The sequence below is a fragment of the Sphingobacterium sp. UBA6317 genome, from assembly GCF_002440385.1.
Lineage (GTDB): Bacteria > Bacteroidota > Bacteroidia > Sphingobacteriales > Sphingobacteriaceae > Sphingobacterium > Sphingobacterium multivorum.
In genome coordinates, this window is sequence record NZ_DJTD01000046.1 from 1 (window position 1) to 14,108 (window position 14,108).

The following is a 14,108-nucleotide window of genomic DNA, read 5'->3' on the forward strand; positions in this document are numbered from 1 at the left end:
TTTTTGAGACAGCCCCTTTTTCATGCAATTTTATACGTATTCCGCTGCCACATCATTTTAGAGATTCAATTCTCAACGGGTCTGATTTGGCTTTTTGAGCATTTTCTTTTTTATTGGCCTCATTCTTTTTTGAAGTATGGATGTTATCGTATGAGGCATGCAATTCAATCTTTTGTATAATGATGCCTCAAGGGCCGAGACAGATCGCTTTTAGAAGTGTATGGAGTGAATGAAACATTATGGCGAGCAGATCTCCGGGAGCGTGCCTCTCTAATAAATAAGAGCAGAGTTTACCCGACATCAATATAGCTGATGGGTGTATGCTATTATTGTTGGCTGATTTCGCTAGAATAGGCAGTTATAAAAGGAAACTAAAAAACCCTTTGAACCAGTAGGAGCAAAATAGTTAAAGCAAAAAAAGGAATGAAGTTTGAAACTCCATTCCTTTTTTTATATTGATTTAATTTCGATTAATAAATCGGAGTAAACATCCAAGTATCGTCAAAACGAGATGAACCGTTAAGTCCAGTAGTGATGTAACCGTTGTTTCCTACAGCGAAACCAACAGCATCTTGGCGTGCTGAACCAGCGAAAGCGCCGTTATCATTTGTCCAGTAGTCACCAGAAATATTATATTTCCATGTACTATTGATTACTGCATTTTTGTAACCACCAACAACGAATGGTGTACCATTGATCGCGAACGCAGAGGCATTTGAACGAGTCAAATCGTATGTATATGAATTATCAGCTCTATTGATATCGTTCAATTTAGTCCATTTGCTACCATCAAATTTATAGAAATCTTTTGGGTAAGAACCGTTAGAAATACCACCACCTACATAGGCTACATTATTGACAACAAAAGAGAAAGCTGCTTTTCTTTTCGCTGAAAAAGGAGCATCACTAATTGCTTGCCAAGTATTAGCAGCAGGATCATATTTGTAAAACTCATTGGTATTTGTTGTTCCACCACTAACTACAGTTTCACCGGTTCCAACATAAGCCGCACCGTTTAAAGTAAAAGCTACTGCATTAGACAAAGCAATAGGAAGTGGAGCAATGCTTGACCAAGCACCTTTTCCGCCGTTAGCTGTAGGGTCAAATTTGTAGAAATCTGTTAGGTTGTTTGTTCCGTCATTTCCACCACCAACATAACCGACATTACCAATGGAAAAGCCGATGGCACCGTTTCTCTCAACACCTGTGAAAGGTGCTTTTTCAGCCCAAGTATCTGATGCTGCGTCATACGCATACGTGTCTTTCACGCGGAATGGTTTACCACCAGCGTTACTTGCTAGACCAGTAGTGACATATGCAACATTATTTATCAAAAAGCTAGCAGCAGATGAAGTTTGTGGCCCTTTAAAAGCAGCTTTTGCAAACCATTCATCTGATTTGGTTGTGCTGTCGTCACTTTTTTTACAAGAAGAGATAGTTGTAACTGTAAATACAAAAGCTAATAAAACGAGTAGCCAATTTTTCTTGTTCATAAATTATTGAAATTTAGTATAAAGGATGTTTAATTTAATTTTCGGATCATTTTCATTATCTTTTGCCAATATTAATCTATTTCCAGTTGAAAACAAACCCGATGTTGGTAAAGATAGATATAATGAAGTATTATTGTATGCTGTTGTTTTAATTTTTGTCAAATATTCAATCAAATTGAATGTATAAGTACCATTAGAACCAAAATCATTGCCGCGCACTAATGTCGCCTGTTGCGTTGTTGTCGAATATGGAGACGTTAACAAACTGATCGGATTCCCATTATTACTTGCCACCATTAAAACCAAACTTTGAGGCTGATCAAAAATACTTGCGGCGCCATTAGGGACTTCAATGACAAGCTCTGCCTTATTAATCGCAATGGATGGATTGTTCACCAATTCTAATAACGTTGGAAACTCAATTTTTGCTACAACACCAGTTGAGCCCTCTAAAAATACATTTCCATCAGTTTGTTGACTCGCAAGTTGAGGATTTTTTAAGGTCAACGGTGCAAATTTTGTTGCAGAGCGATCCGCTTCAATTTGATTGTACTGGTAAGCTTTGTTGTCAATGGAAAAATATTGTTTGCCAACAGATTTTGTACCTTCATTATTCAGGAATGAATAATGGACCTGTAAAAATACAGTGTCTTTGAATCCAATAACTGCCGTATTGCTATTGTCAGGGACAAGTGCCAATCCTTTGAAATACTCTTGGAAACTTGTACTATTTTGAATCCGGTTGTCATTATTTTTGATCATTGTAAACAACTCATTGCTAATGCTGTTGTTGAATCTAAAAAATAAAGAATCTGCCGATTGTATACGCGGTTTAAAGGAAAGTTGTGCCAATGGCGTATTTTCATAAGCAAACTTTTGTTTACTGAATATTGCCGCAGAAGTGACAAAAACAGGACGTTCATCAACAGGTTTGGTTAAATCAATCTGTGTTTGCGTAATTTCTTCTGTGACACGGTGTACTGCTATCTTTTGTACTTTCGTTGTATCACCGTAAAAATATTTGTTTGGCTTTAATACCAAGGTCACAGAATCCAAGGTAGCATCGTCAGGTATAGAAGCATTACTTATCGTTCCTACTCCTAGGCGCATATAGGCGGTAGACTTCATACTACCCGTAACAGCATTGCTATTCTTTCCTACGAGCATTGTTCCAGTAGCAGAAGTCGGAATATCGTCCAATTGATAAGTCGAAACTTTGGCGGAAACCGTATCAATTGGTACTAAACCGATTGTTTCATCTCTTGAACTATCCAATGAGAGCGAAATGTCTTTATTACAACCAACAAAAGCGGCCAATGTAAAAAGTGGAAGTAAAAGTTGAATACTACGTCTCTTAAAGTCTTTAATCATATTAATTTTTGAATAGTGCAAAAGTAATCAATGCGAACTGTTAATCAGTGTTATATTTTGTTAAATATGGTTAATTACCACAGCGATTGCAAATCTAGTAATTTAAATTTGTTTTAGTTATGGGTAGAAGATTTAAATTACTGATCAGTTTGATCGTTTTAATAGGGGCAGGAATTACTGTAGTGCTAGGCTTTTGGCTTTATGGAAGTTATACCAATCGTCGCGACCTGTTCCTTTCTACCGCAGAGCGTTCACTCTTCAATGCTGTTCAGGAGGCATACCAAGCGCGCAATGGTGATCGGAAGTTAGATGGCCCCGAGGCTGATCGGAATCGCCTCCTCCAAGATGTAAAACGAGAGCTTCTGGGCTTATTGCCAGCTGCTGAACTCGATAAGGCTTTACAACGTGTAAGCGCCGAACGACCTAAAAACGAGCGATTTGATCGCGAGATCCACAGTAGGCGGGAGAAAATGTTTCCCAAAGGCCGCGAAGGGCAAGGCGCAATTATCCCGCCCTTTCTGTTCCGGGACTTTGAGATGAACAAAGCTAATCTGGATTTGATCGAAAGGAAGTTTAAAGAATCCCTGAACAATAAGAGCATAGCAGTACCATTTGAAATGGCTATTGTCACGATTCCACACGATCAAATCAAAGATGTACGACGCAAATACCGCGAAGCAAATCTTGCTTGGACGAGACCCATGATGGTTAATCCCATAAAAAATGAATTTCTTGTTATCAAGTTTCAGGAGGATTGGAAGTATTTGCTGTATAGCTTAAGTTGGCAGCTGTTGATCTCACTGCTTTTGATTGGACTGCTGCTTGGGACATTCTTCTATTTGATGAAAACCATTCTCAACCAAAATAAGATGGCCGAGCTGCGTAAGAACTTTGTCGATAACATGACGCATGAACTAAAAACACCGGTTTCCACTGTGATGGCAGCTATAGAAGCGATACAGTTGTATGGTGTGCAGGATGACCGGGAAAAGATGAATCGTTATCTGAATATCTCCAAAAAAGAACTGGAGCATCTGTCCAATATGATTGAAAAAGTGCTTCAGATGGATATTGATGCAACGAGAGGGATTGTGCTGCAGCGTTCTGATTTTGATCTTGTCGCGATGGTGAAAGGAGCCATTGAAGTTGCGCAGCTGAATAAGGCCAAGCAAGTGGACTTTAAGCTCATTGCCGTTCCAAGTGAGATAAGGATCAATGGCGATGAAGCCCACTTAAAAAATGTGATCAATAATTTACTGGAAAACGCGATAAAATATGCTGGACAGCACGTTTATATAGAGGTAGAAGTGAAGGAAATGAAAGAAAATGTCCATATTCGTATTACAGATAATGGTAACGGAATATCCGCAGAATACCATAATCAAATCTTTGATATGTTCTTTCGGGTTCCTTCCGGTAATCTGCACGATGTGAAGGGTTTTGGCTTGGGGCTTGCTTATGTCAAGCAGGTTGTAAAAAGGCACGAGGGCAAGATCACAGTGGACAGTGAGCTGGAAAAAGGGAGTACCTTTAATATCCGATTACCTTACAAATAAAAAGCAATATTTATATTTCAGAAAGAAAATAGGGCCGTTTATCGGACAGTAATTAGGCTGATTTATCCTAAAGATTTCTTAGAAACAAAGCCGAAATATATTTTGATTGAATGACAACGCTATGATTGAAATTTTATATGTAGAAGATGAGCCAAGTCTTGGGATGATCGTTGCCGATAGCCTGGAGGCGAATGGATTTAATGTCACCCATTGTAGCAATGGTCATGAAGCCTTGGAAGCATTTACAGCAGCTCGGCCGGATATTTTGGTCGTAGATGTCATGATGCCCGTGATGGATGGCTTTACATTGGCAACAAAAATACGCGAATCAGACACGCAGATACCCATTATCTTCTTGACGGCCAAAGTGCAGACAGAGGATGTTGTAAAGGGATTTCGTTTGGGCGGAGACGATTACGTCAAAAAACCGTTTAAGATTGAAGAATTGGTTGTGCGGATAGAGTCCCTGTTAAAAAATAGCCCCAAAATGCTGTTCGGCCAAAAGCTGATGATAGGAGACTATAGCCTCGATAGCCTAAAACATCAGTTGACCTATCAAGGTGAGGTGCTTAAGCTGTCTTTCCGTGAAAGTGAACTGCTGCGGAAGTTATACGAACAAAAAGATAAGGTCATCCCACGCGAGGATATCATGCGCGCCTATTGGAGTCATGATAAATATTTTACGGGACGAAGCTTGGATGTGTTTATCAGCCGGATACGAAAATACCTCAGTCAGGATGACCGCATCAAGATTACCAATGTCAGAGGAGTTGGCTATATGCTTACTGTTGATTGATTGATTGATTGATTGATTGATTGATTGATTGATTGATTGATCGGAGTGTTCCACGTGGATTGGCAATGGTGCATATTAACGACGGGTTTTCATTTCTCCTTTTCTGCCGAGTCCCCGAATATGGTAGGTAAAACTTAATATGGCGTAGCGTGTTATTGCATTTGATTGGGATACACGTACCCAAAGATCATTGACCTGCTGATTGATGTTTTTATTGTCATTAAATAGATCAAATACCGTGAGATTGATCTCGGCATTCCTACGTTTGAACAATTTCTTGCCGATAGAGACATTCCACAACAAACTTGTCGTACTTGGTGAATTCAGGATGCTGCCATTGTAAAGGTAGTTGAACGTTGAATTGAGCGTCCAAGTTTTTAATAAAGTCAATGCAATGGAATTACCAATGGTATGTTTATAGACCGAATAATTCGATTTTTCGCTGGCTGAGTTCTTGGAGAAGGCGATGTTTCCATTGTAATCCAGTCCGATAATGACATCCTTACTGAATGCCGTGTTTACACCGACCCGTTGACTCAGGCCGTACGTTTGCGCATTGACCTTTTCGAGATTCAATAAGGTGTAATTCTGGTTGAAATAGAGGTTATTGTTTAGGTTGAAGTTAAGTTTCCATGGTTCAAGGCGGTATCCAAGGCTATTTTGCCATTTGAGATTATAGACCCCATTGAAATTTTCGGGCCTGATGTATTGCCCACCAGGCCCGAGTATAACTTCCGCTGCGATCGTAAATGCTGAATCTGTGGTGAAAATGGTATTGGAGATTTTATGTTCAATAAAATCTGCTGTAATGTCAGAGGTGAAACTTCTGCCCGAGCCTTTATTGATCGATCTAAATTGTACCACAAGGTTATGGTCATATTCTTGCTTAAGATCCGGATTTCCCGAGCTAATGCGTAGTGGATTTTGATTGTCTATAAAATCTTGCAATTGCTCGATGGAAGGGGTATTTGTCTTTGCATTATACCGAAACTCGACCCGAGTATCCTTATTGAAATTATATTGGAAGTTGAGGTTAGGTAGTAGGCTATTGAAGCGGCTTTTTGTGGTCAGTATATTCGGAAACAATTTATCATTGACCTGTGAAGCCGTCTGATAATCTAAACCAATCTGAAATCTTATGCTATCCTTTTTGTTAAATAAGTAGGAAACCCCACCACTATGGTAAACAAAATCATTCCGGAATTCATTGGAAAGACGATTTTTTAATTCCCCTAGCTGGCCTGTTTCGGCCAGAAATTCATAGGTCCTGCGGTCCGAATAGCGTGCCGTATTCCGAAACGTATAATTCCCTTGCAACCGGGAATACTTACCGAGCATCTCGGTATAGGCTATCTTTGAGCGAAAGCCGTTATTGTCACCCATGGTATAGTTCCTATTGTTGACGGTGTCGACCCGGCTGAATAAGCCCTCTTTATAATAGGAGTTTAGCGCAAAATTTTCCGCATGACTCTTGTTGCTGTTAAATGAACCATTGAAATTAAAACTGATCGTGCGCCCAGGTTTGTTGAGTCTCCGCATGTAAGTGAGGTCTCCGCCCCAGTTGAAGTTTTCTCCAAAGCTCTTATTCCTACGGTCGGAACTATTCAGCATTTCTGCTAGATTTAACAAGGTATTGCCTGTGGAACTTGTATTCCTATCGTTACTTTGATAGGAGAAATTAGGCTGAAAGTCCAGTTTCTGAATCGAATCTATCTTCCAGTTTGCGCGGATAGATAAAGCATGATTGTTGCCGTAAGTACTGTTTAATTGATCTTGATTGTTGATTTGGTTGGCCCGGTTACCTGCCGTATATTCTGTTTTATTTTGGCTGACGATGTTATTGTCCGTATAGTTGTAGGTATAATTCGCATTGAAGTCCATGCGGTCATCGAAAAAGCGATCCAAGTAGTTGAAACCGGCGTTAAAGCGCGTCGTCACCCCTTGTCCGGTACGTCCTCTGGTGTTTCCGCGGGTCGCAAAACCATTGGGCTGATTAACATTGTTGGTATTGATGTCAATTGAATATTGCCGTTTGGGGTTCATTTTGGTTACCTGTGTATTGACGGCATATTTTCGGTCGGGACCCGCACCTCCGGAGAGCTTGCCAAAATAGGATTTTCTTTTATCAGGCTTGGTGACAATATTGATCACTTTCATGCGTTTTCCATCGTCAAAACCACTAAACTTGGCCTGCTCGGTTTTGTCATCGATAATTTGGATCTTGGCGATAACATCGGCCGGAAGGTTTTTTAGGGCAACCTTAGGATCGGTGCTAAAAAACTCCCGACCATCAATAATAATCTTATTGACAGGCTCGCCCTGCGCTTTTACATTGCCATCTTCATCAATTTCAACACCAGGAATCTGTTTGACCAATTCGTCAGCATCTGCAAAATCCTGCGTGATATATTTCTTGGTGTCAAACTCCAGCGTATCTCCTTTAACCTGTATACTGCTCGAAGAAATGTTAATTTCATCCAGTACAATCTCGGCATTAGTGAGTTTAAACATTAAATCGATTGTTTGCCCGATTAGTTTTACACGCCGAAGATCCATGCTGTAGCCCATCGGCTGTGTACTGACCAAATAATCTCCGTTGGGAAGTGTACTGCTGCTGAATCTGCCCAAAATGTCTGTCGGAACCTGGACTTTACTGGAATCTTTTACCGCTATAATGGTGATGCTTGCACCTCTGATAGGCTGCGAAGTCGTATTGTCAAGCAGCTTGCCCGTAATATACTGTTGGGCTTGCCCGTTTTTCCCCAATAGCGATAAGCAGATAGAAAAGAACAAGATGGTCCAAAGTTTGATCTTCATCGGTCGAGGTGCAAATGTGTTTTAATGTGTTGTTGACGGTTATATAATTTTATTTCCCAAAAATATGGCACTATTTGTTACGAATTATTATCATTTTAGTTACAATAACCCCAAGTGAATGGAAAGATTAGATATATTTGCAGTAGAATTATAAAATCAACTGAACAAGTCCGTATAACGATCGAGTGATATGCGGATATAGATTAAAAAAATAAAAGATGAAAGAAAGTGTTTTGAGTAGAAAAGAGCGTATTATGAAAGAAGCCTTGTTGCTTTTTTCAGATCAAGGCTATACGAATACCTCTACCAAAACGATTGCCCAAAATGCAGGAGTTTCCGAAGCATTAATCTTTAAACATTTTGGGAATAAAGACGCACTGTTGGTTTATTTGATTAAATCAGGTTATCGTAAGGTTCTTACGCACCACCGCGGAATGATGACCTATCGTGAACCAAAGGAATTTCTGCGCACAATGATCAATCTACCCAATAAATTGGTTACCGCGGAACCCTTATTTTGGAAATTGCAGGAGCGTTTGTCTCATCACCCCTTTTCCAAACAACAGCACGAGCAGTTTATGAAGCCTGTGCAGCCCATTATCCATCGTGCTTTTGAAGATCTGAACTATGAAAATCCAGATCTCGAAACACAATTTCTCTTGTTGATTATCGACAAGCTGTGGAAAAAGGAAGCGATAGGTGAATTGGAAAATGTGATGGAGTTGACGCTGTTTCTAGAGAAAAAATATAACCTGATTTAGCTTAAAAAGCTGAATTATAGTCTTTTCTAAACATCTATTCCTTGATAAAGTTCTTTCGTGCTTATCAAACCGATAATTGAATTGTAATCGTTGGATGGCAGTTGTATTCCGGCGCTGTTATTTTTCTATATATTAAGTGTTAGTATTGCTCCCACCAATTGACATGCGGTATATTTCAGCTCTGCACCTTACGAATTGCTGTTTTATGCGTGTTTATATGAAATTGTTGCAAAAACAATTTCATATTGTCCAAAATAATAACGTCCTTAGTATTTCTATTTTAAATACATTATACAAACTAATTTATGTTCAAAAAACTCGGTCTGGGAATATTGGCATTAGTCGGCACAATTTCTTTTTTGAAAGCTCAGGGCAAAAAAGATTTTGTGAAATACATCAACTCCCAGCATGCATGGGTCGATGCGGTATTCAATACGTTGACGCCAAAAGAAAAAGTTGCACAGTTATTTTTGGTTAGGGCACACACCAATTTAGGACAGAAATATATTGACTCCGTAGCTCAGGTTATACAGGACCAACATTTGGGCGGTCTCGTTGTTTTTCAGGGCGGTCCTGTCCGCCATGTTGATATGTTCAATCGGTATCAATCCCTGTCCAAGGTCCCATTGATGGTGACATTTGATGGCGAGTGGGGATTAGGCATGCGTATGCCAGATTCTACTTTGTCGTTCCCTTATCAGATGACTTTAGGGGCCGTTCAGGATAATCAGTTGATTTATCGCATGGGACGTGAGGTTGCTTTAGACTTCCAACGTATAGGTATGCATTTCAATTTTGCCCCTGATGTAGATATCAACAATAACCCTAAAAATCCCGTTATCGGTATCCGCTCCTTCGGTGATAATAAATATAATGTAACCCAGAAAGCTAAAGCGTATATGGACGGTATGGTGGATGGTGGTATCCTGGCTTCCATTAAACACTTCCCGGGGCATGGCGATACAGATGTGGATTCTCATTATGATCTGCCGCAACTACCTTTTGACAAAAAACGCTTGGATACCCTGGAGTTGTATCCGTTCAAAGAGCTTATTAAAGCCGGTGCACCTGCTGTTATGGTGGCCCACATGAATATTCCGAGTTTAGATGATACGCCTAATATGCCATCTTCCATCTCTAAAAAGGTTGTAACCGATCTTTTGCGTAATGAACTTGGCTTTAAAGGACTAACAGTTACTGATGCAATGGACATGAAAGGTGTAAAGAAGTTTTTTCCAAATGGAGAAGCCGACGTACAGGCGATTATCGCAGGGCATGATTTACTTGAAGTGTCGGAGAATAGCAAGCGTGCGATCGATTTGATTGTAAAAGCTATTGAAGAAGGACGTATCACGCAGGCCGATATTGATGCGCGGGTAAAACGAGTGCTTGCCGCTAAGCTCTGGCTTGGTTTAGATAAATATCAGGCAACTGTACAACAGAATCTATACCATGATTTACATCGTGCTTCAGCTGTTCAACTCATTGACGAACTGTCCGATGCAGCGATCACCGCTTTGAACTCGACAGAAAAATTAAAATCCTTCAAAAAGGATTTACCTACGGCTATTATCAACATTGGTATTACAGCCAATCAGACGTTCCAAAATGAATTGGCTAGTGCACTCACAAATGAAACACAATATTTCATCACGGATAGCACAAGTAAGGAAGATATCAAACGTCTTACCAAAGAAATCAAGAAGAACAAACAATTTATTATTGCCGTACACGATACGAGACTTCGTCCACGTCCGACCATGGTATTAAATAAAGATGTTCAGGGCCTGATGAAGAAATTTGCAAAAAAATCAATCCTGACTTTATTTACCAATGCCTATGCTGTGGATGGATTTGAAGCATCCAAAAAAGCAAAAACAATTTTGCTGGCCTATCAAAATGATGCTTTCATGCAGAAAGCGGCAGTGAAAACTATTTTAGGGCAAAATACGCCGAAAGGAAAACTCCCTGTTACGATAAACAAAAAATTTAAATACGGACAGGGGAAATAAAGCATTATAAAATCACACCAACACGGTACCTCTTCCAAAAATGGCCCTCCTGCAATTGCAAAGCCATTTCGGAAGGGGTATTTTTTTTAGCAACACTTAAATCTCTTCATGGGCGGACCTGCTATCGGATGGCTTACTTTCATTTTTCATACGGTCAATCGCCGTCACGACATATTTATACTTTTGATGCTGTTTGATATCGTCATCGGTATATTGAAGCTTATCCCCATCAAAGGTGATAAAAATGATTTTTCCAGGGTCTTTAATGTTTACTTTTTCATCGAGGTTGAAGCGATAGATCACATAGCCATAAGCCGACTCCCCATCATTGGCCACATCGGGTTTTTGCCAAAATAAGGTATTCATTTTACCATTGGCCGAATTTTTCACCAGAAGACCGAAGGGGGCATTGGGTGGGATACTATCTAACCAAGGCATTGTAGGGGGTAAAGCCGGTGTACGGTACAGGTCATTTCGCATGGAATCCTGCAGTCCAACAAGATTGTCCGTGAGTGACTTGGAACTGAAATAAATACTTCCCTCCACATCGTGCTCCTCCCTTAAGTGGCGTACCTGTCTGGGGATCTGACTACGGTCTGTCCAGCCGATTTTATTTTCGGTAACACGATAAGCTCCATGCCCGACATAAAAGTGACGGCCATAGGTGTGTTTCTGCCACCAGTCAACCAAGATCTCATAGGCTGCTGCGCGATTTTTGAATGGAAAGTAGATCTGTGGATTGATATAATCGATCCAACCTTCCTGCATCCATTTGACACCGTCAGCATACAGTTCCCGGTAAGCGCTCAGACCACGGGTATCTGATCCGGCACTGTTATTTTCTTTGTTGTCCCATACCCCACAAGGACTAATGCCATATTTGACATATGGTTTTATCTTTTTGATGGCAACACCAAGATCGTGCACCAGTACGTTGACATTGTTGCGTCGCCAGTCGTCAATTTTCTCGATCCCATTATTATATTGACCAAAGGTAATCTGATCCGGTACCGGTGTATTTCTGCTATCGGGATAGGGGTAAAAATAATCATCGAAATGAATGCCATCTACATCGTAGTTTTTGACCACATCCATGATGACATCAATAATATATTTGCGAACTTCCGGAATACCGGGGTTGAAAAGCTTCTTGCCAGCATAGGTGAAGAACCATTCCGGGTGACGCTTGGTAATATGCTCATCCGAAAAATGAGCCGGATTTAATGTTGTGGAAGCACGATACGGATTGAACCAGGCATGGAGTTCCATTCCTCTCTTGTGGGCCTCGGTGATGGCAAACTCCAAGGGGTCATAAAATGGCGAAGGTGGTAATCCCTGTTTCCCGGTTAGATATCTACTCCATGGTTCTCTGCCCTTCGCGTAAAATGCGTCGGCAGCTGGACGTACCTGCAAAATAATGGCATTCAGTCCCGCGCTGCGGTGCTGGTCCAATAAATCAATAAACTCCTGTTTTTGCTGTGCGACATTATTGCCCGCTTTGACAGATGGCCAGTCAATATTACCTATGGTTGCAACCCACACGCCACGAAACTCCCGCTTAGGTAGTTGCTGGGAATACGTTCTAATCGAAAATAAACAGATAACAATGGTAAAAAAAGAATATAAATATGTTTTTCCCGTCATTCTATAAATTATAGCCAACAAAGATAGGGAAGCATTTCTTACTTTTTCCCTAAAAAATGTAAGATGTTTGTTGGATACTTGTTAAAAGAACCTGAGCTTGGTTTTCAAATTGATAATAATGCAAATACAAGTAACATTGTACTTTATTTGTGCTAATTTAGATGCGGTTTTCACAAAAGCAATGGCTTGATCGGCTAATCACAATAAAAAAGATTATGAGCAAAGAACAAATATCCGTTTTTGACATGTTTAAGATTGGTATAGGGCCCTCGAGTTCGCATACCTTGGGACCTTGGCGTGCAGCCCAGCAATTTACAGCTGTTCTTAGGTCAAAAGGTGTCTTGCATGAAGTCGAACAAGTCAAAATCCTGCTGTATGGTTCTTTGGCCAAAACCGGTGCTGGACATGGTACCGATATTGCTGTGCTCCTGGGACTAAGTGGAGATGATCCGGTTACCTTTGATGTCAATAGCGTGATGCCCAAAGTCGAGCATATTAAGACAGTCGGCGAACTGGAAGTCGCTGGCGAACGGACGATTCCTTTTTCCTATCCGGAAGACCTCTTGTTTCTATACGCGGAAAGTTTACCTTTTCACCCCAATGCAGTGACCTTTCAGGCATTCCTATCCAATGGTAAGGCAATTACTGAAACCTATTATTCGATAGGGGGTGGTTTTGTGGTGCAGGAAAATGATACTGAAGGTGTTTTGTCTGAAGTGGACCTTCCGTTTCCTGTCGATACTGCACAGGAACTCTTGCATTGGACGATGAAAACGGGTCTGAAAATCTCGGAGCTGGTCCTTGAAAATGAATGTGCATGGCGTGAAGAAAGTGAAACCGTGGCAGGCGTTTTGAATATTTATAAAACAATACATGAATGTATCTACCGCGGCTGTCATACTGGCGGGACATTACCTGGGGGCTTAAATGTCGAACGTAGAGCAGCCAAGCTAAACAAGAAGTTAATGCAGGGACGAAGTTATCAAGATTATGAGTCCTGGGTAGCTGCCATTCGCGAGGGCGGCCAAAACTTTCAATATATTCTGGATTGGGTAAGTTGTTTTGCACTTGCCGTAAATGAGGAGAACGCCTCTTTCGGACGTGTGGTTACAGCTCCTACCAATGGGGCCTCAGGCGTTATCCCAGCGGTGTTGCAATATTACATTACTTTCCACGACGGAATGCTTGAAAATAAAATTATCCAATTTATTCTTACCGCATCCGAGATCGGATCGATATTTAAGAAAAATGCAACCATTTCAGCCGCAATGGGCGGTTGTCAGGCCGAGATTGGCGTTTCATCAGCGATGGCAGCCGGCGCGCTGACAGAAGTACTCGGCGGATCACAGCGCCAGGTGCTGATGGCTGCCGAGATTGCCATGGAACATCACCTCGGATTGACATGCGATCCAATCGGTGGACTGGTACAAATTCCTTGCATCGAACGCAACACAATGGGAGCCATTAAAGCCATTACTGCGGCACAATTGGCACTGCAATCGAATCCGGATAAAGCAAAAGTAAGTTTGGATACAGTGGTTAAAACTATGTGGGAGACTGCTTTGGATATGAATGCCAAATATAAGGAAACAGCAGATGGTGGATTGGCCGTCAATATTCCATTGAGTTTGCCGGAATGTTAATGACTGCCGAAGTTT

9 protein-coding genes are annotated in these 14,108 nt (G+C 40.9%); 5 read left to right on the plus strand and 4 right to left on the minus strand.

The genetic code is table 11. The annotated features are described in order from the left end of the window. Nucleotides 1–470 precede the first annotated feature (470 nt). On the minus strand, nt 471–1,493 hold the full coding sequence (locus B3E92_RS15070; protein WP_046672697.1) for a Kelch repeat-containing protein: 1,023 nt from the start codon (nt 1,491–1,493) through the stop codon (nt 471–473). A gap of 3 nt (nt 1,494–1,496) precedes the next feature. After that, complete coding sequence (locus B3E92_RS15075; RefSeq protein WP_201640011.1) at nt 1,497–2,864, minus strand: DUF4270 family protein; 1,368 nt, start codon at nt 2,862–2,864, stop codon at nt 1,497–1,499. Between the two features lie 119 nt (nt 2,865–2,983). Here B3E92_RS15075 and B3E92_RS15080 point away from each other — a divergent pair, with 119 nt between their 5' ends. Further along, entirely contained in the window at nt 2,984–4,420 is a 1,437-nt protein-coding gene (locus tag B3E92_RS15080) for a sensor histidine kinase (protein WP_286897467.1), read from the plus strand. Between the two features lie 121 nt (nt 4,421–4,541). Next, on the plus strand, nt 4,542–5,216 hold the full coding sequence (locus B3E92_RS15085) for a response regulator transcription factor (RefSeq protein ID WP_070561365.1): 675 nt from the start codon (nt 4,542–4,544) through the stop codon (nt 5,214–5,216). Nucleotides 5,217–5,291: 75 nt separating this feature from the next. On the opposite strand, the gene B3E92_RS15090 is transcribed toward B3E92_RS15085, so the two are convergent. Next, on the minus strand, nt 5,292–8,033 hold the full coding sequence (locus B3E92_RS15090; protein WP_286897468.1) for an outer membrane beta-barrel protein: 2,742 nt from the start codon (nt 8,031–8,033) through the stop codon (nt 5,292–5,294). A 218-nt stretch (nt 8,034–8,251) separates the two neighbouring features. Here B3E92_RS15090 and B3E92_RS15095 point away from each other — a divergent pair, with 218 nt between their 5' ends. Further along, complete coding sequence (locus tag B3E92_RS15095; RefSeq protein ID WP_070561361.1) at nt 8,252–8,794, plus strand: TetR/AcrR family transcriptional regulator; 543 nt, start codon at nt 8,252–8,254, stop codon at nt 8,792–8,794. Nucleotides 8,795–9,099: 305 nt separating this feature from the next. After that, a complete protein-coding gene (locus tag B3E92_RS15100; protein WP_070561359.1) occupies nt 9,100–10,806 on the plus strand; it encodes a glycoside hydrolase family 3 protein in 1,707 nt (568 codons plus the stop codon). 96 nt (nt 10,807–10,902) lie between these two features. On the opposite strand, the gene B3E92_RS15105 is transcribed toward B3E92_RS15100, so the two are convergent. Further along, nucleotides 10,903–12,450, minus strand: coding sequence for a glycoside hydrolase family 10 protein (locus tag B3E92_RS15105; RefSeq protein ID WP_070561357.1), 1,548 nt, complete (start codon nt 12,448–12,450; stop codon nt 10,903–10,905). 215 nt (nt 12,451–12,665) lie between these two features. Here B3E92_RS15105 and B3E92_RS15110 point away from each other — a divergent pair, with 215 nt between their 5' ends. Next, nucleotides 12,666–14,093, plus strand: coding sequence for an L-serine ammonia-lyase (locus tag B3E92_RS15110; RefSeq protein WP_070561512.1), 1,428 nt, complete (start codon nt 12,666–12,668; stop codon nt 14,091–14,093). Nucleotides 14,094–14,108: the final 15 nt, after the last annotated feature.

Excerpts from the sequence above, each read along its gene's own strand:
- B3E92_RS15070 (WP_046672697.1), bottom strand. The coding sequence starts at position 1,493 with ATGAACAAGAAAAATTGGCTACTCGTTTTATTAGCTTTTGTATTTACA.
- B3E92_RS15075 (WP_201640011.1), bottom strand. The coding sequence starts at position 2,864 with ATGATTAAAGACTTTAAGAGACGTAGTATTCAACTTTTACTTCCACTT.
- B3E92_RS15080 (WP_286897467.1), top strand. The coding sequence starts at position 2,984 with ATGGGTAGAAGATTTAAATTACTGATCAGTTTGATCGTTTTAATAGGG.
- B3E92_RS15085 (WP_070561365.1), top strand. The coding sequence starts at position 4,542 with ATGATTGAAATTTTATATGTAGAAGATGAGCCAAGTCTTGGGATGATC.
- B3E92_RS15090 (WP_286897468.1), bottom strand. The coding sequence starts at position 8,033 with ATGAAGATCAAACTTTGGACCATCTTGTTCTTTTCTATCTGCTTATCG.
- B3E92_RS15095 (WP_070561361.1), top strand. The coding sequence starts at position 8,252 with ATGAAAGAAAGTGTTTTGAGTAGAAAAGAGCGTATTATGAAAGAAGCC.
- B3E92_RS15100 (WP_070561359.1), top strand. The coding sequence starts at position 9,100 with ATGTTCAAAAAACTCGGTCTGGGAATATTGGCATTAGTCGGCACAATT.
- B3E92_RS15105 (WP_070561357.1), bottom strand. The coding sequence starts at position 12,450 with ATGACGGGAAAAACATATTTATATTCTTTTTTTACCATTGTTATCTGT.
- B3E92_RS15110 (WP_070561512.1), top strand. The coding sequence starts at position 12,666 with ATGAGCAAAGAACAAATATCCGTTTTTGACATGTTTAAGATTGGTATA.